The organism is Aeromonas sp. QDB56 (genome assembly GCF_027705505.1).
Lineage (GTDB): Bacteria > Pseudomonadota > Gammaproteobacteria > Enterobacterales > Aeromonadaceae > Aeromonas > Aeromonas caviae.
This window is the reverse complement of record NZ_JAPDBZ010000001.1, coordinates 1-22,726: the sequence shown is the minus strand read 5'-3', so window position 1 is coordinate 22,726 and position 22,726 is coordinate 1. Positions and strand designations below refer to the sequence as shown.

Annotated in this window: 20 protein-coding genes, 1 tRNA gene and 3 pseudogenes; 11 read left to right on the top strand and 13 right to left on the bottom strand. The window is 61.6% G+C overall.

Annotated elements, in window-relative coordinates:
* Nucleotides 1-120: 120 nt before the first annotated feature.
* Nucleotides 121-1,254: a tRNA (uridine(54)-C5)-methyltransferase TrmA gene (gene trmA, locus OKB81_RS00115; RefSeq protein WP_160836750.1), complete on the bottom strand. Its 1,134-nt coding sequence runs from the start codon at nt 1,252-1,254 to the stop codon at nt 121-123.
* A 169-nt stretch (nt 1,255-1,423) separates the two neighbouring features.
* On the opposite strand from trmA, the gene OKB81_RS00110 reads away from it, so the two are divergent.
* Complete coding sequence (locus tag OKB81_RS00110) at nt 1,424-2,545, top strand: DUF5610 domain-containing protein (protein WP_160836788.1); 1,122 nt, start codon at nt 1,424-1,426, stop codon at nt 2,543-2,545.
* Between the two features lie 94 nt (nt 2,546-2,639).
* Complete coding sequence (locus OKB81_RS00105; RefSeq protein WP_042016441.1) at nt 2,640-3,173, top strand: ATP--cob(I)alamin adenosyltransferase; 534 nt, start codon at nt 2,640-2,642, stop codon at nt 3,171-3,173.
* 154 nt (nt 3,174-3,327) lie between these two features.
* Here OKB81_RS00105 and malZ read toward each other — a convergent pair whose 3' ends face one another.
* From malZ to OKB81_RS00060, 10 genes and pseudogenes are all read right to left on the bottom strand, one after another.
* A complete protein-coding gene (malZ, locus tag OKB81_RS00100) occupies nt 3,328-5,157 on the bottom strand; it encodes a maltodextrin glucosidase (protein ID WP_160836748.1) in 1,830 nt (609 codons plus the stop codon).
* Nucleotides 5,158-5,293: 136 nt separating this feature from the next.
* Nucleotides 5,294-5,392 (bottom strand): annotated as a pseudogene (locus OKB81_RS20835) (HDOD domain-containing protein); the annotation flags it as partial.
* Nucleotides 5,393-5,402: 10 nt separating this feature from the next.
* Nucleotides 5,403-6,251 carry an HDOD domain-containing protein gene (locus OKB81_RS00095; protein ID WP_039039670.1) on the bottom strand — a complete coding sequence of 283 codons (849 nt, stop codon included), beginning with the start codon at nt 6,249-6,251 and terminating at the stop codon, nt 5,403-5,405.
* Between the two features lie 69 nt (nt 6,252-6,320).
* A complete protein-coding gene (locus OKB81_RS00090) occupies nt 6,321-6,740 on the bottom strand; it encodes an META domain-containing protein (protein WP_010676067.1) in 420 nt (139 codons plus the stop codon).
* 178 nt (nt 6,741-6,918) lie between these two features.
* Nucleotides 6,919-8,280: a molecular chaperone gene (gene yegD, locus OKB81_RS00085; protein ID WP_160836746.1), complete on the bottom strand. Its 1,362-nt coding sequence runs from the start codon at nt 8,278-8,280 to the stop codon at nt 6,919-6,921.
* A gap of 104 nt (nt 8,281-8,384) precedes the next feature.
* Complete coding sequence (locus OKB81_RS00080) at nt 8,385-9,374, bottom strand: 2-hydroxyacid dehydrogenase (protein ID WP_160836745.1); 990 nt, start codon at nt 9,372-9,374, stop codon at nt 8,385-8,387.
* A 77-nt stretch (nt 9,375-9,451) separates the two neighbouring features.
* The gene (locus OKB81_RS00075) at nt 9,452-9,931 is read right to left on the bottom strand and encodes a CreA family protein (RefSeq protein ID WP_041211972.1); all 480 of its coding nucleotides are present in this window, start codon (nt 9,929-9,931) and stop codon (nt 9,452-9,454) included.
* Between the two features lie 21 nt (nt 9,932-9,952).
* Nucleotides 9,953-10,399, bottom strand: a complete 447-nt coding sequence (locus OKB81_RS00070) for an Mpo1 family 2-hydroxy fatty acid dioxygenase (RefSeq protein ID WP_043153437.1) — start codon at nt 10,397-10,399, stop codon at nt 9,953-9,955.
* A 190-nt stretch (nt 10,400-10,589) separates the two neighbouring features.
* Entirely contained in the window at nt 10,590-11,450 is an 861-nt protein-coding gene (locus OKB81_RS00065) for a hypothetical protein (RefSeq protein ID WP_160836743.1), read from the bottom strand.
* 156 nt (nt 11,451-11,606) lie between these two features.
* On the bottom strand, nt 11,607-11,993 hold the full coding sequence (locus OKB81_RS00060) for a TraR/DksA family transcriptional regulator (protein ID WP_010676061.1): 387 nt from the start codon (nt 11,991-11,993) through the stop codon (nt 11,607-11,609).
* 462 nt (nt 11,994-12,455) lie between these two features.
* Here OKB81_RS00060 and OKB81_RS00055 point away from each other — a divergent pair, with 462 nt between their 5' ends.
* The 9 genes from OKB81_RS00055 to OKB81_RS00015 all read left to right on the top strand — a co-directional run bounded on the left by OKB81_RS00055 (nt 12,456) and on the right by OKB81_RS00015 (nt 21,759).
* Nucleotides 12,456-13,787 (top strand): glutamine synthetase family protein, encoded by a 1,332-nt coding sequence (locus tag OKB81_RS00055; protein WP_010676060.1) that lies wholly within the window; start codon nt 12,456-12,458, stop codon nt 13,785-13,787.
* Nucleotides 13,788-14,078: 291 nt separating this feature from the next.
* Nucleotides 14,079-15,440 (top strand): aspartate aminotransferase family protein, encoded by a 1,362-nt coding sequence (locus OKB81_RS00050; protein WP_010676059.1) that lies wholly within the window; start codon nt 14,079-14,081, stop codon nt 15,438-15,440.
* 54 nt (nt 15,441-15,494) lie between these two features.
* Nucleotides 15,495-16,592, top strand: coding sequence for a polyamine ABC transporter substrate-binding protein (locus tag OKB81_RS00045; protein WP_039039663.1), 1,098 nt, complete (start codon nt 15,495-15,497; stop codon nt 16,590-16,592).
* A 123-nt stretch (nt 16,593-16,715) separates the two neighbouring features.
* Entirely contained in the window at nt 16,716-17,795 is a 1,080-nt protein-coding gene (locus OKB81_RS00040) for a polyamine ABC transporter substrate-binding protein (protein ID WP_045522886.1), read from the top strand.
* Nucleotides 17,796-17,871: 76 nt separating this feature from the next.
* Nucleotides 17,872-19,026, top strand: a complete 1,155-nt coding sequence (gene potA / locus OKB81_RS00035; RefSeq protein WP_010676056.1) for a polyamine ABC transporter ATP-binding protein — start codon at nt 17,872-17,874, stop codon at nt 19,024-19,026.
* Nucleotides 19,023-19,928 carry an ABC transporter permease subunit gene (locus OKB81_RS00030; RefSeq protein ID WP_160836742.1) on the top strand — a complete coding sequence of 302 codons (906 nt, stop codon included), beginning with the start codon at nt 19,023-19,025 and terminating at the stop codon, nt 19,926-19,928. Before potA ends, OKB81_RS00030 begins: the two co-directional genes overlap by 4 nt.
* Nucleotides 19,925-20,767: an ABC transporter permease subunit gene (locus OKB81_RS00025; protein ID WP_010676054.1), complete on the top strand. Its 843-nt coding sequence runs from the start codon at nt 19,925-19,927 to the stop codon at nt 20,765-20,767. The genes OKB81_RS00030 and OKB81_RS00025 overlap by 4 nt, the downstream gene beginning before the upstream one ends.
* Before the next feature lie 48 nt (nt 20,768-20,815).
* Nucleotides 20,816-21,541: an MOSC domain-containing protein gene (locus OKB81_RS00020; RefSeq protein ID WP_160836741.1), complete on the top strand. Its 726-nt coding sequence runs from the start codon at nt 20,816-20,818 to the stop codon at nt 21,539-21,541.
* Nucleotides 21,542-21,682: 141 nt separating this feature from the next.
* Nucleotides 21,683-21,759 (top strand) — tRNA-Pro (locus tag OKB81_RS00015).
* 454 nt (nt 21,760-22,213) lie between these two features.
* Here OKB81_RS00015 and OKB81_RS00010 read toward each other — a convergent pair.
* Both OKB81_RS00010 and OKB81_RS00005 read right to left on the bottom strand, forming a co-directional pair.
* A pseudogene (locus tag OKB81_RS00010) lies at nt 22,214-22,426 on the bottom strand (hypothetical protein); the annotation flags it as partial.
* Nucleotides 22,427-22,440: 14 nt separating this feature from the next.
* Nucleotides 22,441-22,726, bottom strand: a pseudogene (locus OKB81_RS00005) (IS4 family transposase); the annotation flags it as partial.

The window sequence follows — 22,726 nt, the reverse complement described above, 5'->3', positions numbered from 1 at the left end:
GGTATCGGGCCGCCCCACTTGTCCCGTGGCGGGTCGGGGCAGCGCGATGAGGCAGGATCCGTGCCCTTCAGTGGCCATAGCGGCTCCGGCTGCCATGGAGCAGACGGGGAACCGCCCGGATCAGCCGCCCTTGCGCTTCAGATACACCCCGGCTTCCATGTGGTGGGTCCAGGGGAACTGGTCGAACAGGGCGAAGCGGGCGATCTCGTGGGTTTCACCGAGCACGGCCATGTTGGCCTGCAGGGTCTCGGGATTGCAGGAGATGTAGAGGATGTTGTCGTAATCCTGCACCAGCTTGACGGTGGCGTCGTCCAGACCGGCCCGGGGCGGGTCGACGAAGATGGTGTTGCACTGGTAGGCGCCGAGATCGACCCCCTTGAGGCGGTTGAACTCCCGCTCGCCGCGCATCGCCATGGTGAACTCCTCCGCCGACATGCGCAGGATGATCAGGTTGTCGACACCGTTGGCGGCGATGTTGAACTGGGCGGAGTCCACGCTCGGCTTGGCGATCTCGGTGGCCAGCACCTTGCGAAAGTTCTGCGCCAGGGCGATGGAGAAGTTGCCGTTGCCGCAGTAGAGCTCCAGCAGGTCCCCCTCGCTCTCTTTGGTCACGTCCAGGGCCCAGCCCAGCATCTGCTCGTTGATGGCGGCGTTGGGCTGGGTGAAGCTGTTTTCCACCTGCTTGTAGACCAGCTCGCGCCCCTGCACGGTCAGGCGTTCGATGACGAAGTCATCCCCGAGACAGATCTTCTGCTTGTGGGCGCGGCCAATCAGTTGCAGTTCGAACCCCTTGGCCCGCAGGTCGGCCTGCAGCGCCTCGGCGGCCTGCTGCCACTCGGCTTCCAGCTTGCGGTGGTAGAGCAGGCTGACGCAGATCTGGCCGGACTGGGTGGAGAGGTAGTCGATCTGGAACAGCTTCTTGCGCAGCACGGGGTGCGGGCGAAGCCCGGCCAGCAGCACCGGCATCAGCCGGTTGATGAGCAGGCTGGCGGTGGGGAAGCTGTCGACCCGGATGATCTCCTTGGTGGCCGGTGCATACATGCAGTGGAAGAGGTCATCCCCCTCGTGCCAGATGCGGAACTCGGCGCGCATCCGGTAGTGCTCGGCGGGGGAGGCGTGCAACTCCAGCGCGGGCGGATTGAAGGGGGCGAACAGCTGGGTGAGGCGATCGCGCTTCTCGTCGAGCTGGGTCTGGTAGTCGGCAGGAGTCCGTCTGCCCTGGGCGTCGGCGGAAGAGGGCTGGGATTGAGTCATGGATACCTCGCATGCACCGGGCTGAGCCGGGGAAAGACCGGGGGAAGGCCGCAGCCAACCAAAGGGTGGGGATTTTAAAAGGCCGTTGCGGATTGTCCAAGTTTTTTGTGGTCAAGAAGTGGCCAGTCGGGCCGATAACCGATCCACCACTATAGGCGGGAGAGTAATGATGCAAATTGATGGCATGGGCGCAGCCCAACCCAAGGGAGTGGGCATTGCTCCCAAATCGCCTCAACAGACGGAGTCGAAAACGGCGGACAAGGGGGATGAGGTCTCCCTGAACAAGCCCCCGAAATGGGCCCAGGTGCTGATCCAGCAGGCGCTGCAATTTGCGCTGGAGATCAACGGCCAGGGCTACAAGGCACCCAAGGTGCAGGAACCCCAGGAGGTCACCCCGGAGACCCTGTTCGATTTCCAGTCGGTGGCGGACAACGTGTTGCAGTTCGTCACCGGGCGGATAGGCGCGGCCCGTGCGGACGGCAAGTCCGACGACGACCTGACCAAGATGATGGAGCAGGCCCGCAAGGGGGTGGACAAGGGCTTCGGTGACGCCAGGAAGCAGCTCGGTGGCTGGGCGGACAACGAGGACATCAAGACCGGCATGGATCAGAGCTACAAGCTGATCCAGAAGGGGCTCGACGAGTTCGAGAAGGAGTTCTTCGGCAAGGTGTCGACCACGGATCTGGGGGATGCCAGGATGGCCAGCCGCCAGCAGGCCCTCCTCGAGATCGAGACCCGGGACGGGGACAAGGTGATGTTGCGCTTCAGCGACAGCTGGCAGTTCAAGTCCCAGAGCGATGGGGGCGGCAGCCAGTTCAGCCTCAAGTCGAGCCAGAGCTTCGACTTCTCCCTGGAGGGGGATCTCGACAGTGCCGAGATGGATGCCATCGGCACCCTGGTCAAGGGGCTGGACGAGCTGGCCGGGCAGTTCTTCAAGGGGGGCGACGGCAAGACCCTGGCGGACGGGCTGAACGGGCTGCAACTGGATGACAGCCAGCTGGTCTCCTACTCCCTCAAGCTCAAGCAATCGGCCAAGTTGAGTCAGACCTACCAGGGGGCCAGTTCCCTGCAGGAGAGCCTCAAGCCCCTGGCGGACTACCTGCCGAGGCTCAGCCGGTTGCAGCAGCAGGCCGACGCCCTGCTGCCCCCTTCCCAGCAGGAGGCGCTGACGCCCACCGTGCTGGCGGCGCGGGGTCAGGACGGGGCGACCCAGGGGGCAGGCTTCATGGGCTTCAACCAGCGGATGCTGGAGGCCATGCGACTGCTTGGCCAGCAGATGGCGACCGGCTAGTCTGGCGACGCCCCCGTGATGCCGGCGGGGGCGGGGTGTTTGCCAGCCCGTCCCCGGGCTGGCACACTGCCCTTTTCCCCAGCCCGGCGATGCCATGAACCCCAAGAAGCCAAGAGACAAGCGCGAGCTCTGCTACCCCTTCATCTTCGAAACCCAGTTTCAGTGCGACTACGAGATCGCCACCGACGAGCTCTGCTGCCAGGTGGGGGCCGTGCTCTCTCATCTGATGCCGGATGAGGATACCCGGCCCGTGATGGCGGATCTGGCGACCCTGCAGCGGCTCATCTACAACCTCAACGGCTCGGTGCGGGGACGGCTCGGCATCTTCGAGGAGGATCTGGACTGGCTGAAGGGACGGTACGATCACTACAACGAGGCGAGTCGCGGCCGGGTGACCGGCTTCGTGCTGCCCCAGGGGCCCCAGCCCATTCCCACCCTGCACCTGTGCCGCTGTGGCAGCAAGAAGGTGGTGCGTCTGCTGGTACGCCTGGAAGAGAGCGGCGTGCGCTTCGATCCCATCCTCTATCGCTTCGCCAATCTGCTGGCCAACTTCTTCTTCGTGCTCACCGTCTACCTCAAGCAGGCGTGGGATGTGACCGAAGTCCCCTATGTCAGCATCAACTACTGATGAAGAGATGATGTTTGATGTATTCGTCGCATCACACATGGCGGCGTAGGGTTATCGGATCGAAAAACAGCGATGAGGCAGCATCCGTCACTTCGGGGGATGCAGGCATAAAAAAACCGGCGCCCCGAGCGCCGGTTTTCTATTGCCGCGATCCCTAGCTCGACAGCAGTACCCTGGCGGAGTTGGCCGGGATGGTGAGCTGCACCTCCCCCTGCACCACCTCGAACTTGTCGCCGTTGAAGGCGTCGGTGAAGCGGCTGGCGGGGCTGGCGGTCTGCCACAGGGGCAGGCTGATGGTGCGCGGCTCCGTGGGGTGGCGGTTGCAGGCGACCACCACCTGATCGCTTTGCAGGGTACGGGAGAACACATAGCTGTGAGGGCCGGCGTAGAGGGTCTGGATGTCTCCCCGGCGCAGGGCCGGGCGCTGGCGGCGCAGCTGGATCAGGCGGCGATAGTGGTCGTGCAGCACGTGATCCCAGTCGGTGGTATCCCAGGGGAAGCAGCGGCGGCAGTCCGGGTCGTTGCCGCCGGAGAGCCCCACCTCGTCGCCGTAGTAGATGGAGGGCACGCCGATGTAGGTGATGAGCAGGGTGGCGGCGAGTCGCATCCGCTGCTTGTCTTCCCCCAGCAGGTGCAGGAAGCGGGCGGTGTCGTGGCTGTCCAGCAGGTTGAACTGGGCCAGCTGGTTCTTGAACGGAATATGGGCCCGCGCCAGCTTGAGCCAGTGATCCAGCTCGGTGGCGCTGATCTTGATGGGATGATAGGCGATGTCCTGCCCCGCCAGGAAGGCGCGGATGGGGTGGGCGAAGCCGTAGTAGTTCATGGCGCCATCCTCCTGATCCCCCTGCAGCCACTGGCTCGCCTCGAAGAAGTGCTCGCCGAGGACGTAGGCGTCCGGATTCTCCTGCTTCACCGCGCCGCGAATGGCGCGCACATGGCCGCGATTGCCCTCGGCAGTGCCCCGCTCCCCCAGCATGTGGATGACGTCAAAGCGCCAGCCATCGATCTGGTAGGGGGCGCGCATCCAGTAGCGCAGAATGGCGTTGTCTGCCCGATAAACGGCGTCCTGCACCTGTTCACTTGAGAAATCCAGCTTGGGCAAGCTGCGGATCCCTTTCCAGCTAACATAATCCCCTTCCTGATCGAAGGTGTAGAAGCTGCGCCAGGGGGAGTCCGGGTTGCTCTGGGCGCCCAGCGGCGGGCAGAACCAGGGGTGCTCGGTGGAGGTGTGGTTGACCACCGCATCCAGGATGATCCTCATGCCGCGCTGGTGCAGGTTGCGGGTCAGCTCGGCAAACTGGGCATTGGTACCGAGGTGCGCATCCACCTTGAAGTAGTCCTGGGTGTCGTACTTGTGGTTGCTCGGCGAATCGAAGATAGGGTTGAGGTAGAGCGCCGTCACCCCCAGGGATTGCAGGTAATGCAGCTTGGCGTCGATGCCCGCCAGATCCCCACCGTAGAATTCACAGGCGCCGTGCCCCTCTTCGTGGCGGCTGACCGGCTCGCCCCAGGCCTTGCTGATGACCGCCTTGCCCCTGTACTCGTACTCGTGATGCTTGACGCTCAGTGACGGGTCGCCGTTGCAGAAGCGGTCGGGGAAGATCTGGTAGAACACCTGATCCTGCACCCAGGCCGGGGGCTGGTGATGGCTGTTGAAGCGGAAATGCTGCTCCCGCGGCGGCATGGCGGCGCTGACGCCTGCCCCGTGCAGCCACCACTGCTCCTCGTCGGTGAGGCACTTGAAGCAGTAGAGGTGGATCTCCTGCCCTCTGGCCAGCGGCAGTTCGACCTGCCAGACCTGAAGCCTGTCCCGGGTGGCGACCGGCGTCATGGCGACCAGATACTCCTCGTTGTCCGGCTCGTGACGCAGCCACACCTCGCGGATGGGGGCGTCCAGCTCGCTGAACAGGGTGAGCTGCAGGGTGTCGGCACTCTCTTTGAACCAGGGTGCCGCCTGGGGGTGAAACAGGAAGGGATGGGTCATGGTATCTACTGTGTCAGAGAGGCTCAGGAGTGGGGGATGGGCGCAGGCCATCTTATCCCGTCCATGGGCGTGTGTATGTGACGACCGGCCAGAATGAGACGGTGCTTCCGGCTTGGCTGGGCGGTCTGCCGTGACGCTATTGGGTCAGCAAATCGGCCAGGGCGTTGCCTTGTTCGTACAGCTGTTCGAGCTGATCCTCCAGAATGAGACGGGGATCCGGCTCCTGCTGATCGGCCGTTGTGCATCTACTGGGTCAGCAAATCGGCCAGGGCGTTGCCCTGTTCGTGGAGCTGCTCCAGCTGATCCGCCAAGCTGGCGGGATCCAGCCCCAGCTGGTCAGCCAGGGTTCTGGGGAAACGGGCGATGATGGCCTGTGCCGGTACGCCGGCCTGCCAGGCGAAGGAGACGAAGACGGCGAGCCGGATGAGCACGGCCTCCTTGCTGACCGGATCGTGGGAGAGGGGGTCGAGCTGCTGGGCGATGGCATCCACGAAGGCGGGCGACAGGTTCCAGCGCCGCGCCAGCTCTGCGCCGAGCTGGGCATAGTCGTAACCCAGCATCTCCCTCTGGGCATCGACCCGGCTGCTGCCTTTCTCGATGGCCAGATTGATGAGCCCCGCCTCTTCCGGCAGGGTGCTCTGGATCAGCAGCTCGCCGATGTTGTGAATGAGGGCGCAGGTGAAGGCGGTCTCGGGATCCACCGAGGTGGTCTGCTGTGCCAGGGTGCGGGCAATGGTGGCGACCTGGAAGGTCTGGGTCCAGAAGTGGAGCTTGTCAAAGCCGGGGGGGGCCTTGAAGCTGCTGATGATGCCGGAGGCGACCACCACGGAGCGCAGACGGTTGAAACCGAGGCGGATCACCGCCTGTTCGATGGAGGTGATTTCATTGCCACGGCGCAGGGCGGCGGAGTTGGCCATCCGCAGTACCTTGACGCTGATCACCTGGTCCATGGCGATCTTGGCCGCGATCTCGTCGATGCGGGCATTCTCGTCGTTGAAACTCTGCATCAGCTCGTGCAGCAGTTTCGGAATTGTGGGCAGTTGCTTGATCTTGCCAAACAGGCGATCCATCGACATGGCTGAGGCAGCCTCCATTGCTAACAATGCCTCATATTGTGCCACAGCCTGGCCAGTTGTTCCTGCTGGCGAGCGGTTTTGTGAGCCCTAGTACACCCAGTCTTGCAGCCTGTATTCCAAACGGTGCCGTTTTCCCTGGAGGATCAGGGTCTGGGTGGAACCGCTCAGTGTGGCCCCCTCCGTCAGGGTGGCGAGCACGGCCTGCTCTATCAGATCGAGTTCGGGGGGGCAGGCCATGGCGGTGCTGCCGAGGCTGGTGACCCAGAGCTTGTTCCCCTTGAGGTGACCCTGGCCGAAGTAGCGGTTGCAACCGGCGATGCCGTTGACGGTGAAGTGTTCACCGATCTCGATGTCGGGGGGATTGCTGCGGCGGCTGGCGATGGCCTGGCCATCCAGCCGATCGAGCACCCAGTGATGGTGTTGCAGGTCTTGCGAGGCAAAGCGGGGAGCACTGCTGCAGGCGCTGAGCAGAAGCAGGGCGAGCAGCAGTAGCAGGTATCTGGGCATTGAAGGGGCTCCGGTGGTGGGTATGACAAGCATACCCGTCCCCGGGCCCGGGCGGCAGGGCGAGGGGGGAGGAGCCCGACCGCTTCTGTCGCCCCGGGGGAAGAGGGGGTGTCGGCAAATGGCAACACCCGCCCCGAGCGAACCTGTCTACCGGTTGCCCATGGCTCCCCTGGCCGTCTCAGTCCGCAAACAGGCGCTCGGCATAGCGGGCGAGGCCCGAGGCCACCGAACCGAAGTCATCACCCCCCTCCAGCGGTACCTTGGGCAGTTTCTGCTGGATGAAGGCCTTGATGAGGGGGGAGCGGGCACTGCCGCCGGTGACGAAGACCCGGTCAGGCTGCACGCCTGCCGCCAGGATAGCCTCGTCCATCAGCTCGCCAATCTTCTCCAGCAAGGGGGCGGAAGCACTGGCCAGCTGGGGGCGGGTGAGTGCCGCCTCCAGCCCTTTTTCCAGCTCGTTCAGGGTCTGGTGATTGTGCTCGTGGTCGGAGAGGGCGATCTTGCCCTGCTCGGCGCGCCACACCAGTTGATGGCTCAGCTTGTGGGCCCGCAGGCTGGCGAGGCGCGGGAGCTTGCTGCCTGGCTGGCTGTCGAGCTGGAGATCCTGCAACTGGCGGGCGGTATCCAGGCTGTAGAAACGGCTCTGGGCACTGACGTCATTGATGGCGGCGGCGTCCCAGAACAGGGGATGGGGCAGTGGCTTGCCGGTCTTGAGGGTCTCGTGCATGCCGAGCAGCGGCATCATGCCCTCCACGGTCAGGCGGATGTCGAAGTCGTTGCCCCCGATGCGCTGGCCGCTGTGACCGAGCAGATCGCCGCTGCGATCCAGCTGGTCACGGTGGCTCGGGCCCATGCGCAGTACGGAGCAGTCGGTGGTCCCGCCCCCGATGTCCACCACCAGCACCACCGCATCCTCGGTGAGGCGCGCTTCGAACTCGAAGCCGGCGGCCACCGGCTCATAGAGGAACTCCACCCGCTCGAACCCGGCGAGGCGTGCCGCCTCCCTCAGGATGGCGATGGCCTGGCGGTTGCTCTCTTCCCCCGCCAGTCCCTGGAAGTTGACCGGTCGGCCGATCACCGCCTGGCGGATGGTGCTGCCCGTCTGCTGCTCCGCCTCCCGGCGCACGTGCAGCATCATGGCGCAGACAATGTCCTCGAACAGGGCGATCTGGGGAGCCTTGAGGCCATAGGCCCCGAGAAAGGATTTGGGGGACTTGATGTAGTAGCCCTCGTCCGGCTCTTCCAGATAGCGCGCCAGCGCCGCACTGCCGAAGCTCAGCTCGTCGATGAGTCCTTCTTCGCGCATCTGGCGGCGCACCGCCTGGGCCCGGGTCACCACTGGACCGCGCAGCTTGAGGTATTCGCTCTGCTGGACGGGGGCCAGCCCTTCGGCCAGGAGGCCGGCGATGGCGTCCCGGTGGGGGGCGTGCAGGGTGGAGGGAAGGTAATGGGAACCGGAGAGGGTCAGCAGCCTGGGGCTGCCCTGTTCCATCACGGCGACGGCACAGTTGGAGGTACCGTAATCAAATCCGATGAACATGCTGGCCAGACTCCTGTACAAAAAAGGGCTGGTAGCCTACCCGATGCCGCCGGGTCTCACAACCCGGCGGCGGGATCAATGGCGTGGCGACAACGCCTCAGGGATCACTCCACTTCGTTGTCAGAGCGGCCCTGGCTATCGATGGCCTGGATGTTGCTGAGGGTGGTGTCGGCGATGGCGTGCAGCGCCTCCCGGGTCAGGAAGGCCTGGTGACCGGTGAACAGCACGTTGTGGCAGGCAGACAGGCGGCGGAAGACGTCGTCGGTGATCACCTCGTTGGACTTGTCCTCGAAGAAGAGGTCTTCCTCCTCCTCGTAGACGTCCAGCCCCAGGGCGCCGATGCGGGAGGTCTTGAGGGCCTCGATGGCGGCGTTGGAGTCGAGCAGGCCGCCCCGGCTGGTGTTGATGATCATCACCCCGTCCTTCATCTTGGCGAAGGCCTCCTTGTTCAGCAGGTGATAGTTCTCCTTGAACAGGGGGCAGTGCAGGCTGATGACATCGGACTGACGGAACAGAGTATCGAGATCCACGTACTCGGCGCCCAGATCGATGGCCGCCTGGTTCGGATAGGGATCGCTCACCAGCAGGCGCATGCCGAACCCCTTGAGGATGCGCAAGGTGGCGATGCCGATCTTGCCGGTGCCTATGATGCCGGCGGTACGGCCATGCATGTTGAAGCCCACCAGCCCTTCCAGGGAGAAGTTGGCGTCCCGGGTGCGCTGATACGCCTTATGGATGCGGCGGTTGAGGGTCATCATCAGGCCCACCGCATGTTCGGCAACGGCCTCGGGGGAGTAGGCCGGCACCCGCACCACCTTGAGTCCCAGCTCCTTGGCGGCGGCCAGATCCACGTTGTTGTAACCGGCGCAGCGCAGGGCGATGACCCTGGTGCCGTACTGCGCCAGCTCGGCCAGCACTTCGCGGTCGGCATCATCGTTGACGAACAGGCAGACCACGGGGAAGCCGTGGGCGAGACGGGCCGTCTTGGCCTCCAGCCGCACGTCGAAGAACTCCAGATCGAAACCGTACTGGCCGTTGGCCTGGTGGAAATGTTCTTTGTCGTAGCTCTTGGTACTGAAAACGGCGACTCTCATGGTGCGCTCTCCGTAGATAATGATGTGGTTAAATTACAACAAATAGTGACCGTCATCACGGGATAAGTGGTGCTGTTTCAACCCCAGGGCATGATGGGAACGGCACTGACCGCACTCTTGTACGAACCATCCACCAACTTGGTGCTGTAAGTCAGATAGACAAGGGCATTGCGCTTCTCGTCGTAAAAACGCACCACCTTCTGCTCCTTGAACACCAGCGAGGTGCTGACGTCGAACACCTCTTCCCCCGCCTTCAGCCTGGCGGGCAGGGTGATGGGGCCGATCTGGTGGCAGGAGAGGGAGGCGTGGGAGGGATCCTCCGCCAGCCCGAGTCCGCCCTTGACGCCGCCGGTCTTGGGGCGGGCCAGATAGCAGGCGACACCGGCGATTTTAGGGTCGTCGAACGCCTCCACCAGGATCTTGTGGTTGGGTCCGAGCAGCTTGAAAGCGGTGCTCACCTCGCCGACGGGATCTGCCTTGTCGGCCAGCACCGGGCCGGCCATCAGTGCCCCCAGCAGCAGGGGCAGGGTGCGAGCAAGGGTCTGAAGATGTCTCATGGTCTCTCCTGTTGGCCTCCCTCAGAAAGGGATGCCCAAACGACGATAGAGGCTGGCCAGCACCCAGGCGGGGCCTACCAGCAGAAATTGCAGGTCGGTGAGAAAGGAGGGGCGTTTCCCCTCGATATGGTGACCGACGAATTGAGCTATCCAGAACAGCACGAACCCGATGAGGGCAGGCCACAGCAGCGGCCCCTGCCAGACGTGGCAGAAGGCCAGTCCCAGGGCGGTCAGGGCCGTCATCCCCGTAAAGATCGTCAACGACAGCCGCAGGTAGAAGACCAGCACCGGGATGGCCGCCAGCTCCGCCCAGTTGAGGGACGCTGGCAGGGGACCTGCGGGCAGGCACCAGAGCAGTGCCAGGATGCAGAGGTAGATGCCTGGCACCGCCACCTTGTGGATGGCCACATTGACGGGGTGTTGATGGCTCTGGCCATAGTCGCGAAACCAGTCATCCAGTCGTTTCATGGCACCTCCCTGGTGCGCGTATTGAGGCCGGGCGACCTCGCGTTCCTGTGCGTCTGCGGCGGGCTGCGCCCACCGGATGGGATGACCCGCGGCTGATCACGCTCCCGGCGGTGGATATTCCCAACGCCGGAGGCGGTGTCCGTTCACGCTCGCAGCGGTGGATATTCTCAACGCCGGATATCGTGTCCGTTTACTCCTGCGACGGTGGATATTCCCAATATTGGGCCGGAATGCTTTTGAGCAAGGGGGTCATGTCGGGATTGGGCAGGGCGATGGTGACTCTCTGCTCCAGATTGGCGCTGGCCAGGGCCTCGCGGATCTTGGGGTTCTCCCGAAAGAACGCCATGAAGCTGCCGTCGGCATAGGCACGCTCGAGGCCGGTCTGGATCGCCTTGGCCAGCTTCGGCGACTCCGGGCTGACGAAGAAGAACTCGGCGAAGGGGTAGCGGATCAGCAGGTGCTGATCGATCACCAGGTTGGGATATTGTGCCGCCAGCTTGCTGCGTTCGGCGAAGATTTCCACCAGACCACGGGGGAAGAAGTCCAGCTTGTCGCCGTCATTCATCAGGCGAAACAGGTTGCTGTAGCGCCCGGCATAGGTGGGAATGCCTGCCAGTTCCAGGATCTTGTTGTCGGCCCAGCCCACCCCCTGTGCGGCTTTCAGTTTCTTGAGGTCTGCCAGGGTGTTGATCTGGTTGAACCGCTCCTGGGCATCGGCGTGGATGAAGGAGAGGCGCAGCCCTTCCAGACCACGAAACAGCGGGATTGGCACTGCGGTGAGGGAGGATTCCAGCGCGCTGGAGGTACCCATCCAGAACACATTGATGACCTTGCCCTTGGCAAGCGCCTGCTGGAGGCTGTACTGGTTGAGATTGAGGTCGACCCGCTCCAGCTTGTAGGGCTGCCCGGCGTGGTTGAGCGCCAGTTCCAGCAGCTTGAGCTGGTATTCGTTGTCGAGATCGTTGATCGGTCGGCTGGGGACCTTGACGGTGAGCGTCTGTGCTTGTGCCAGCAATGGCAGGCACAAGCACAGCCTGATGAGCCATTTCACGCTTTGATCTCCTGTAGGATCCGGGACTTGCCCGGAGTCTAACAGAAGTTGTCACGCTCTTGCTGTGAAAGGGGCCGGGGATCACCCGGCCGCGTCATCTTCGGGCATGGCCTGCCCTGTGCCCGGCTCGTACCGAGGCCGGGCTTGTTCGCCGCATCAGGCGACGCGACGGAACACGTGAGTGTCGTTGAATTCCTTGGTGCTCTGGCATTCAACACAGAAGCGGGACTCGGGACGGGCCTGCAGCCGCTTGAGAGAGATCTCGTCGCCACAGGATTCGCAATAGCCGAAATCCCCTTCATTGATGCGCTTCAACGCCCCTTTCAGCTTGCGCAGGTGCAACTTGTCGTGCTCGATGCGGTTCAGCTCCAGGCGACGGGCCTCCTCGACACTGGCACGGTCAATTTCATCCGCCATTTCGTTGGTATCGGTGGCGATAGCCTGGCTGGCCTGGGAGTTGAGACGTTCTTCGAGCTCAAGGATTTGTCGCTCGATCTGGCCTTTGTAGAAGGTCAGTTGGTCTTCTGTCATGAAATCACACATACGGTTTGCTACCAGTCAGTTTCCCAATGTTACCCATTGATGGGGGCTGTCTGTCGTCAGACCAAGCCCTTGTATCCCGTTTTGCACCAAATCCATGCAGGAGAGTGCAAATCAGGGCGGGCCTTGTACCAAAAAAATGCAGACATGCAAAGGAAATTGGATAAGGAGTGTGCGTCCTTGCAAAGAAATGGGCCTTCTCCGACAGGGTCTGACTGAGTATCGAACGAGATCCCGCCGCCGTTGGCATCGAGCTTGCAGTGGGCTGATCGTGACACAAAGTGTTTAGTATTTGGTGCCGCGCTGGTCATTATACAGGCCGTTGTTTATAGTTTTTTAAACACCGCTGCTTGACAAAGGCCTTTATCACGGGCTTTTATGGTGTGGTCGATTACATTTCATTAACAATGGTGTTCCTTATATTAGACACCCTTGACAATGGCAACCGTAAAGTCGGGGTTTAACATGGACAGTATCAAGGGCTGGATGGAGAGCAATCGCATCACGGAAGTGGAGTGCCTGTTTCCGGATTTCACCGGCAATGCCCGAGGCAAGATCATTCCAGCCAACAAGTTTCTGCGCGAAGGGGGCATGCGGCTGCCCGAGGTCATCTTCACCCAGACGGTGACCGGCGAGTACCCGGATGACGACAGCATGATAGACCCGCTGGAGCGGGACATGCAGCTCTATCCCGATCCCAACACCATTCGTTTCGTACCCTGGGCGCTGGAGCCCACCGCCCAGGTGATCCACGACTGCTTTGACGTCAACGGCAAGCTCATCGACATCGCTCCCCGCTCCGTGCTGCGCCGGGTTCTGTCATTCTACGAGAAGCAGGGCTGGAAGCCGGTGGTGGCGCCGGAGCTGGAGTTCTACCTGGTGACCCGCAACGAAGATCCCGACTATCCGCTGGTGCCGCCGGTGGGCCGCAACGGCCGCCCGGAAACGGCCCGCCAGTCGTTCAGCATCGATGCGGTGAACGAATTCGACCCCATCTTCGAGGACATGTACGACTACTGCGAGGCCCAGGAGCTGGAGGTGGACACCCTGATCCACGAATCCGGCGCCGCCCAGATGGAGATCAACTTCCTGCACGGGGATGCCATCGATCTCGCCGACCAGGTGTTTCTGTTCAAGCGCACCATGCGCGAGGCCGCTCATCGCCACGGCATCTATGCCACCTTCATGGCCAAGCCCATGAGCAACGAACCGGGTTCCGCCATGCACATCCACCAGAGCCTGGAAGACATGGATGGCAACAACCTGTTTGGTACCAGCGAAGGGGGCAACTCCGATCTGTTCATGCATTTCATCGCCGGCCTGCAGAAATACACTCCGGCAGTGACCGCTCTGTTGGCGCCGAACGTCAACTCCTACCGCCGCCTCACCTTTGGCGAGAGTGCGCCGCGCAACGTGCAGTGGGGGGTGGAAAACCGCACCTGCGGCCTGCGGGTCCCCTTCTCCGAACCGAGCGCACGCCGGGTCGAGAACCGCTTCGCCGGTGCCGATGCCAATCCGTATCTGGCTCTGGCCGCCACCCTGGCCTGCGGCTACCTCGGCATGCTGGAGAAGCTCGAACCCATGCAGGAGATGAAGGCGAGTGCCTATGACCTGCCCTACAGCCTGCCCCGCTCGCTGGAGGAATCGCTGAGCCACCTGGAGCAGTGTGAACCCATCAAGGACATGCTGGGGGAGCGCTTCATCCGCGCCTTCGTGGCCGTCAAACGCAAGGAGTACGAGACATACTTCGGCGTGATCAGCCGCTGGGAACGGGAATTCCTGCTGCTGAACGTCTGATCTGTCCCCGGGGGAGGCGAGGCCTCTCCCCGTCATATCGCAAGCAAGGTGCCGAAGGCCCGTCTCGCGGCGGCGCCCGCGACCCGGAAGGCACCGAGTATAGGTGAGGCCCGCTCCCGCAATGGAGAGGGGCGTCACCTGCAATCAACTGGCGACGATGTTCGCCCCATGGAAAGGCATCGAGCAGGCAAGAGAGCGCCAGCCCCGTGAATGGCAGTGACCGGGCAGGCCACCCGCGCCCTCATGAATGGCGACAAGATTCGCCGAATCGAAGGAACCGAGGAGCAAGCAATGCAGCACACCACCCGTGAGTGGCAGCAACTAGAAGCCAGCCATCATCTGCATCCGTTTACCGATTTTCAGGCCCTGAACAAGAAGGGTAGTCGCATCATCACCAAGGCCGAAGGCGTCTATCTGGAAGACTCCGAAGGCAAGCGCATTCTGGACGGGATGGCGGGTCTGTGGTGCGTCAACATGGGCTACGGCCGTCAGGAGCTGGTGGATGCCGCCACTCGCCAGATGCAGCAACTGCCCTACTACAACCTCTTCTTCCAGACCAGCCACCCCCCTGCTGCCGAGCTGGCCACCCTGCTGGCCGAGATCACCCCTTCCCACCTCAACCACGTCTTCTTCACCGGCTCGGGTTCCGAGTGCAACGACACCGTGCTGCGCATGGTGCGCCACTACTGGGCCAGCAAGGGACAACCTGACAAGCAGGTGATCATCAGCCGCCACAATGCCTATCACGGCTCCACCGTGGCGGGGGCCAGTCTGGGCGGCATGAAGGGGATGCACGCCCAGGGCGGCTTGCCCATTCCGGGCATAGTACACATCGACCAGCCCTATCACTTCGGTGAGGGAGAGGGCATGAGCGCCCACGAGTTCGGTCTGGCCCGTGCCCGCCAGCTGGAAGAGAAGATCCTGGCACTGGGGGTGGACAAGGTGGCCGCCTTCATCGGCGAGCCTATCCAGGGTGCGGGGGGGGTCATCATTCCCCCCGAGAGCTACTGGCCCGAGATCCAGCGCATCTGCGACCAGTACGGCATCCTGCTTATCGCCGACGAGGTGATCTGCGGCTTTGGCCGCACCGGTCACTGGTTTGCCAGTGAAGGTTTTGGCATCAAACCCGACCTCATGTGCCTGGCCAAGGGCATTACCTCCGGCTATCTGCCGATGGGCGCCGTGATGGTGGGGGACAGGGTTGCCAGGGTGCTGGTGGAAGAGGGGGGGGAGTTCAACCATGGCTTCACCTATTCCGGCCATCCGGTCGCCTGCGCCGTGGCCATTGCCAACATCCAGCTTATGCAAAGGGAGAGCATAGTTAAGCGAGTTCATGATAGTATCGGCCCCTATTTGCAGCGCCGCTGGGCTGAGCTGGCGGACCATCCGCTGGTGGGGGAAACCCGTGGAAAAGGCCTGGTCGCCGCGCTGGAAATAGTGCAGGACAAGCAGACGAAACGTCGCTTCCCGGCCGAGCTCCATGCCGGGATGACCTGTCGGGAGTTCTGTTTTAACAATGGCTTGGTGATGAGGGCTGTCGGCGATACCATGATCATATCGCCCCCCTTGGTGATCACCGAGGAACAGGTGGATGAATTGGTCAAACTGGCCAGGCTCAGTCTGGACCTGACGGCTGCAAAGCTGCGGGAATAGGCGGGAACCGGGCAGGTTGGCTTACGCATACAATTTGCTTAGGAGACAAGGACTATGTCTTTTAAAAAGGGAATGATGGCTGCTTCCGTGGCGCTGGTCATGATGAGTACCGGGGCGATGGCCGACGAGAAGGTGCTGCACGTCTACAACTGGAGCGACTACATCGCGCCGGATACGCTGGAAAACTTCCAGAAGGAGACGGGCATCAAGGTGGTCTACGACGTGTTCGACAGCAACGAAGTGCTGGAAGCCAAGTTGCTGGCAGGCAAGTCGGGCTATGACATCGTCGTACCGTCCAACCCCTTCCTGGCCAAGCAGATCAAGGCAGGTGTCTTCCAGAAGCTGGACAAGTCCAAACTCTCCAACTGGCAGAACCTGGACGTCGACCTGCTCAAGGCGCTCGAACCGAGCGATCCGGGCAACCAATACTCCATCCCTTACCTGTGGGGCACCATCGGCTATGCCTACAACGCCGAGAAGGTGAAGGCCGTGCTGGGGGCCGATGCCCCGGTGGACTCCTGGGATCTGGTGTTCAAGCCGGAGAACATGGCCAAGCTGAAGGAGTGCGGTGTCTCCTTCCTCGACTCGCCGACCGAAATGCTGCCGGCCGCCCTGCAATACCTGGGCTTCAAGCCGGACAGCCAGAAGCCGGATGAGCTGAAGAAGGCAGAGGAGCTGTTCCTCTCCATCCGTCCCTATACCGCCTATTTCCACTCCTCCAAGTACATTTCGGATCTGGCCAACGGCAACCTGTGCGTGGCGGTTGGTTACTCCGGTGACCTGCAGCAGTCCAAGGCGCGTGCCGCCGAGGCCAAGAACGGTGTCAGCCTGACTTACACCATTCCGAAAGAGGGGGCAGGCAGCTTCTTCGACATGATCGCCATCCCGGCGGATGCCAAGAACGTCGAGGCGGCCCACACCTTCATCAATTACCTGATGAAGCCGGACGTGATCGCGAACATCACCAACGTGGTGCAGTTCCCGAACGGCAACAAGGCGGCCACGCCGCTGGTGGACGAGGCGATCCGTACCGACCCGGGTATCTACCCGACGCCGGATACCCTCAAGAAGATCTACACCTTCCCGGATCTGCCGGCCAAGGTGCAGCGTCTGATGACCCGCAGCTGGACCAAGATCAAGTCAGGCAAGTAAGAGTGACGAGTACCCCTCCCGGTCCGCAGTTCGGCCGGGAGGGTGGTGACCACCCGACAGGTTGGACGGCGCGTATGGATGCGCGACTGGCAAAATCACACAAATGAGGACTGATAAGTGCACATGACCAAGATGGCAACGCTGGCCCTGACCCTGGGGTTTGCAAATCTGACCCAGGCAGCCCCTGTGGTTCATTTTTACAACTGGTCCGATTATATCGGCGAGACCACCCTCAGTGATTTTCAGCAGAAGACCGGGATCAAGACCGTCTACGACGTGTTTGACTCCAACGAGACGCTGGAAGGCAAGCTGCTGACCGGACGCACCGGCTACGATCTGGTCGTGCCCTCCAACAATTTCCTGGCCAAGCAGATCAAGGCGGGGGCCTTCCAGAAGCTGGACCTCACCCTGCTGCCAAACCTGAGCAACCTGGACCCCATGCTGCTCAAGCAGCTCGAGAAGGTGGATCCGGGCCATCAGTACGCCGTGCCCTACCTCTGGGGCACCAACGGCATCGGCTACAACGTCGACAAGATCAAGGAAGTGCTGGGTGTCGACAAGATTGACTCCTGGGCGACCATCTTCGAGCCGGAAAACATGAAGAAGCTCTCCCAGTGCGGCGTGGCCTTCCTCGATTCGGCGGACGAGATGATCCCGGCTGCCCTCAACTACCTGGGGCTCAACCCCAACAGCCATGAGCCGGCGGATATCAAGCGGGCCGAAGAGCAGCTGCTCAAGGTGCGCCCCTACGTGGCCTACTTCCACTCCTCCAAGTACATCGGTGACCTCGCCAACGGCAACATCTGCGTGGCGGCGGGTTTCTCCGGCGACATCCTGCAGGCGGCGTCCCGGGCCGAGGAGGCGGGCAAGGGGATCAATATTGCCTACAGCATCCCCAAGGAGGGTGGCAATCTCTGGTTCGACATGATGGCGATCCCGGCCGATGCCACCAACGTGAAAGAGGCTCACGCCTTGATCAACTACATTCTCGAACCGCAGGTCATCGCCAAGGTGAGCGACTATGTGGGTTACGCGAACCCGAACATCAAGGCGGGAGAGTTCATGGACAAGGCCGTGCGCGAGGACGAGTCTGTCTATCCCCCCCAGGCGGTGCTTGAGCGTCTGTATGTGCAGGAAGCACATCCCCGCTCGGTGCAGCGCCTGATCACCCGGAGTTGGACCAAGATCAAATCCGGAACCTAACCTTGGCGCCCATCCCGGGGCGCCAGATTGTATTGATGGATCGGCCCAGGCCGGAATCACCTTTGGGAGTTTGGTAATGGCGATAGCCTCCAGTGCCTACAAGAAAGCCCTCGAGGGCAGCCAGCAGCGTAAAGAAGTGCTGGTCAAAATAGACAGGGTAAGCAAGCAGTTCGACGAAACGCTGGCGGTCGACAACGTGTCTCTCAACATCCACAAGGGCGAGATCTTCGCCCTGCTGGGTGGGTCCGGCTCCGGCAAGTCCACCTTGCTGCGGATGCTGGCCGGGTTCGAGCGACCCACGGAAGGACGGCTGTTCCTCGACGGCGTCGACATTACCGACATGCCGCCCTATGAACGCCCCATCAACATGATGTTCCAGTCCTATGCCCTGTTCCCCCACATGACGGTGGCCCAGAACATCGCCTTCGGCCTCAAGCAGGATGGCCTGCCCAAGGCGGAGATCGATGCCCGGGTGGAAGAGATGCTCAAGCTGGTGCAGATGACCCAGTACGCCCGCCGCAAGCCGCACCAGCTCTCCGGTGGTCAGCGTCAGCGGGTGGCCCTGGCTCGTTCCCTGGCCAAGCGTCCCAAGCTGCTGCTGCTGGATGAGCCCATGGGGGCGCTGGACAAGAAGCTGCGCTCCACCATGCAGCTCGAGCTGGTCGAGATCATCGAGCGGGTGGGCGTGACCTGCGTCATGGTGACCCACGATCAGGAAGAAGCCATGACCATGGCCGAGCGGATCGCCATCATGCACCTCGGTTGCATCGAGCAGATCGGCAGCCCGATGGACATCTACGAGACCCCGGCCAGTCGGCTGGTGTGCGAGTTCATCGGCAACGTCAACCTGTTTGACGGCCTGCTGGTGGAGGATGAGCAGGACCACGCCATCATCGCCTGTGCGGATCTGGAGCAGCCCATCTATGTGGGTCACGGCATCAGCTCCCGGGCGGAGAACAAGAAGGTCACCTATGCCCTGCGTCCGGAAAAACTGCTGATGAGCCTGCAAAAGCCGGAAGAGATCGAGCATCCGGACTTCAACTGGACCAAGGGCGAGGTTTATGACATCGCCTATCTGGGCGGCCATTCCGTGTATCACATCCAGTTGCCCTCGGGCAAAATCGTTCAGGCTTTCATTGCCAATGCCGAACGCCACGGCAAACGGCCGACCTGGGATGACCAGGTGTTCCTCTACTGGGAAGATGACAGCGGCGTGGTGCTGCAATCATGAAGGCATTGAGACGACTCAAACAGGTGGGAGGGCGGCAGCTGGTCATCGGCATCCCCTTCTTCTGGCTGTTCCTCTTCTTCCTGCTGCCCTTCATCATCGTCGTGAAGATCAGCTTCGCCGAAGCGGACGTGGCCATCCCGCCCTACACGGACGTGGTGAGCTGGGCAGACAATCAGCTCACCATACTGCTCAACCTGGGCAACTACCTGCTGCTGCAGGAGGATGAGCTCTACATCGCGGCTTATCTGGGGTCCCTCAAGATAGCCCTGGTCAGCACCATGCTCTGCCTGTTGATCGGTTATCCCATGGCTTACGCCATTTCGCGGGCCAACAAGGAGACCCAGACCGTTCTGCTGCTGCTCATCATGATGCCGACCTGGACGGCGATCCTGATCCGGGTCTACGCCTGGATGGGGATCCTCAGCAACAACGGCCTGCTCAACAGCGTCCTGCTGGGCATCGGGGTGATCGACGAACCGCTGCAGATCCTCAATACCAACCTGGCGGTCTATATCGGCATCGTATACTCCTACCTGCCGTTCATGGTGCTGCCGCTCTACGCCAACCTGGTCAAGCACGACCAGAGCCTGCTGGAGGCGGCCTCCGATCTGGGTGCCCGCAACCTGACCCGGTTCTGGCAGATCACGGTGCCACTCTCCAAGAACGGCATCATCGCCGGTTGCATGCTGGTCTTCATCCCGGTGGTGGGCGAGTTCGTCATCCCCGAGATGCTGGGTGGTCCGGAGACCCTAATGATCGGCAAGGTGTTGTGGCAGGAGTTCTTCAACAACCGTGACTGGCCGGTGGCCTCCGCCCTGGCGGTGGTGATGCTGGCGGTGCTGATCATTCCCATCATCCTGTTCAACCGCAACCAGGCCAAAGAGCTGGAGGGCAAGGCATGAGACGTTTCGGTTTTGCCAAGCTGATGCTGTGGCTGGGGCTGCTGTTCATCTACCTGCCCATGATCATCATGGTCATCTACTCCTTCAACGCCTCCAAGCTGGTGACGGTGTGGGGGGGCTGGTCGCTCAAGTGGTACTTCGGCCTGCTCGACAACAAACAGTTGATCGGGTCCGTGTTCCGCTCCCTGGAGATCGCCTTCTACACCGCCATCGCGGCGGTGGCGCTAGGGACGGTGGCGGCCTTCGTGCTGACCCGGATCCCTCACTTCCGTGGCCGGACCCTGTTCGGCGGCATGGTGACGGCGCCGCTGGTGATGCCTGAGGTGATCACCGGTCTCTCCCTGCTGCTGCTGTTCGTGGCCATGGCCCAGCTGGTGGGTTGGCCCGCGGAGCGGGGCATGCTGACCATCTGGATAGCACATACCACCTTCTGTACCGCCTATGTGGCGATCGTGGTGTCGGCGCGGCTGCGGGAGCTGGATCTCTCCATTGAGGAGGCGGCCATGGACCTGGGAGCCAAGCCCTGGAAGGTGTTCTTCCTGATCACCATACCGATGATCGCCCCGTCGCTGGCGGCGGGTGGCATGATGTCGTTTGCCCTGTCGCTGGATGATCTGGTGCTGGCGAGCTTCGTCTCCGGCCCGGGTTCGACCACCTTGCCGATGGAAGTGTTCTCGGCGGTGCGTCTCGGCGTGAAGCCCGAGATCAACGCCATCGCGAGTCTGATCCTGCTGTCGGTATCCCTGTTCACCTTCGGTAGCTGGTATCTGATGGCCCGGGCGGAGAAACGCCGCCGTGCCGAAATCGCCATGACCACCCAGATGCAGGCAGTTGCCTGACTTGCCCCGTGATAAGATCCGCATTCCCCCATCCGTCAGGAGAATGGAATGCGGATCTCCCTCTTCATCGGCCAGAGCGCCGAACTGAACCCAGAGCAGGCCCCCGGCCTCATCAGTGCCATCCACAAGCAGCCTGCCAACGCCCCTCTGTGGTGCGATTTCCTCGGCCTTCGCGGGGATGAGCAGAGCGACAGACGCCATCATGGCGGCCCGGATCGGGCCCTGCACCATTACCCTGCGGAGCATTACGCCTGGTGGAAAACCTGGCAAACCGCGCTGGGACTGCCTGTACCACGCACACCCTGGCAGCCTGCCGCCTTTGGCGAGAATCTCTCTGGTTCGGGGCTGACGGAGGCGCAGGCCTGCATCGGCGATGTTTATCGACTTGGAGAGGCGCTGATCCAGATAAGCCAGCCCAGATCCCCCTGTTTCAAGCTCAACCAGCGCTTTGGCTATGGCCAGCTCTCCCAGGTGATGCAGCTGAGTGGTCGCTGTGGCTGGCTGCTGCGGGTGCTGGAAGAGGGAAGGGTGGATCCGCAGGGGGAGCTGACACTGGTGGACAGACCCTACCCTGAGCTGACGGTGAAGCGCACCTCCGACATCCTGTTCAACCAGGCCCGCAATGAGGACGATCTGCAACTGCTGCTGGAGAACCCGGCGCTCTCTCCCAACTGGCGCCAGCATGCGGCCCATTGGCTTGAACATGGTGTGGTGGCGGATTGGAGCCGACGTTTGCTGGGGCCGACCGAGTTCAGGTTGCCTCGACAGGACTGAAGGCAGGCGGAAAGATACCTTGTGGGTGATTTTTCCTGCGACTCGCTGAATTATTGAGCGTAAAGCCATTTTTTTAGAGTGAATGCAAAAAAAGGCTTGTGTCGGGTCGGGGCTTTCGGTAAATTCTCGCCCCGCAGACATCGGTGTGTAGCGCAGCTTGGTAGCGCACTTCGTTCGGGACGAAGGGGTCGGAGGTTCGAATCCTCTCACACCGACCACATTTGAAAAGGCCGCTCAATGAGCGCAATGCTGTTCACTTAAGAGAATTTGAGTTCCAGTCCACGTAGTATCAGGACAAAAAAGCGAGGGAGGCATGATGCCTCCCTCTTTCTATTGCAAGCCCCGCTGGATAAAGGCTGGAGGAAGATCGACTGGACACAGCCTTGCCCCCTCAACTCAAATCCAATTTATGAATAATCAGTCAAAAAAGTGCTTATCTGAACAGCATTGCGCTCAATGAGCGGCCTTTTCGCATTTGGTCTGTTGAAGCAAAGCTGACATTTCCATTGTCGATTGCTTCTCCTGCTCCGATCTCCCTCATTTGCCCAACTAAAAGGGCCACCGCTCGGTGGCCCCACTGGTGGAGTCTGATCCTGACTCCGGCACTCTAGATTGTGACAATCTCGTTGTGGGTCTTGTCGATGGTGCCCTCCTTGCGCCCCAGGCGCTCATTCAGATATGCCAGTGTTGATGTCGCAATGCCTTGAAACCGTGTTGGGTTTGCAGGGCCGCATGCTTAGGGTACTCACTAATGAAATGTGCTATTCCCTCCATCAGTTGTGAACGCAGCGAAGACACGGGCTCATGCCAGGCTTGCAGGCAGAGATGACCAGGGATCAGCTGCTCTCGATACGCTTCCAGCAGTGATTCCGGCCAAGGCTCGATACATATACAGGACCTTAAGAAAACACTTCATTTGAAATTCCTTCTAAGGTCCTGTTCTGTATCGATTTTCGCTGCTTGGTTCGACGGGCATTTTTCGCCAAGTAAACGGCAGCCCATTCCAGACGCTCTCTTATTTCCACCAACACCCGATGAGCCACCGCTTCCAATAACGGGAACCACCAGGTTCCGCTATTTTTCGCCGCTTTCAGTGTGGATAAACCGTCCCCCATCAGCGTCTGAGCTACCCGTCTTTTCATCACCAGCGACAACAGGCTGGCCCACACCAGCCCCTCGGCAATG

Bases quoted from the DNA above. Each gene is read 5' to 3' on its own strand.
- OKB81_RS00060 (WP_010676061.1), bottom strand. From the start codon at position 11,993: ATGTGTGATTTCATGACAGAAGACCAACTGACCTTCTACAAAGGCCAG.
- OKB81_RS00020 (WP_160836741.1), top strand. From the start codon at position 20,816: ATGCGGATCTCCCTCTTCATCGGCCAGAGCGCCGAACTGAACCCAGAG.
- OKB81_RS00045 (WP_039039663.1), top strand. From the start codon at position 15,495: ATGTCTTTTAAAAAGGGAATGATGGCTGCTTCCGTGGCGCTGGTCATG.
- OKB81_RS00110 (WP_160836788.1), top strand. From the start codon at position 1,424: ATGCAAATTGATGGCATGGGCGCAGCCCAACCCAAGGGAGTGGGCATT.
- OKB81_RS00030 (WP_160836742.1), top strand. From the start codon at position 19,023: ATGAAGGCATTGAGACGACTCAAACAGGTGGGAGGGCGGCAGCTGGTC.
- OKB81_RS00070 (WP_043153437.1), bottom strand. From the start codon at position 10,399: ATGAAACGACTGGATGACTGGTTTCGCGACTATGGCCAGAGCCATCAA.
- trmA (WP_160836750.1), bottom strand. From the start codon at position 1,254: ATGACTCAATCCCAGCCCTCTTCCGCCGACGCCCAGGGCAGACGGACT.
- OKB81_RS00040 (WP_045522886.1), top strand. From the start codon at position 16,716: ATGACCAAGATGGCAACGCTGGCCCTGACCCTGGGGTTTGCAAATCTG.
- OKB81_RS00095 (WP_039039670.1), bottom strand. From the start codon at position 6,251: ATGGAGGCTGCCTCAGCCATGTCGATGGATCGCCTGTTTGGCAAGATC.
- OKB81_RS00050 (WP_010676059.1), top strand. From the start codon at position 14,079: ATGCAGCACACCACCCGTGAGTGGCAGCAACTAGAAGCCAGCCATCAT.
- potA (WP_010676056.1), top strand. From the start codon at position 17,872: ATGGCGATAGCCTCCAGTGCCTACAAGAAAGCCCTCGAGGGCAGCCAG.
- OKB81_RS00105 (WP_042016441.1), top strand. From the start codon at position 2,640: ATGAACCCCAAGAAGCCAAGAGACAAGCGCGAGCTCTGCTACCCCTTC.
- malZ (WP_160836748.1), bottom strand. From the start codon at position 5,157: ATGACCCATCCCTTCCTGTTTCACCCCCAGGCGGCACCCTGGTTCAAA.
- OKB81_RS00055 (WP_010676060.1), top strand. From the start codon at position 12,456: ATGGACAGTATCAAGGGCTGGATGGAGAGCAATCGCATCACGGAAGTG.
- OKB81_RS00075 (WP_041211972.1), bottom strand. From the start codon at position 9,931: ATGAGACATCTTCAGACCCTTGCTCGCACCCTGCCCCTGCTGCTGGGG.
- yegD (WP_160836746.1), bottom strand. From the start codon at position 8,280: ATGTTCATCGGATTTGATTACGGTACCTCCAACTGTGCCGTCGCCGTG.
- OKB81_RS00080 (WP_160836745.1), bottom strand. From the start codon at position 9,374: ATGAGAGTCGCCGTTTTCAGTACCAAGAGCTACGACAAAGAACATTTC.
- OKB81_RS00090 (WP_010676067.1), bottom strand. From the start codon at position 6,740: ATGCCCAGATACCTGCTACTGCTGCTCGCCCTGCTTCTGCTCAGCGCC.
- OKB81_RS00025 (WP_010676054.1), top strand. From the start codon at position 19,925: ATGAGACGTTTCGGTTTTGCCAAGCTGATGCTGTGGCTGGGGCTGCTG.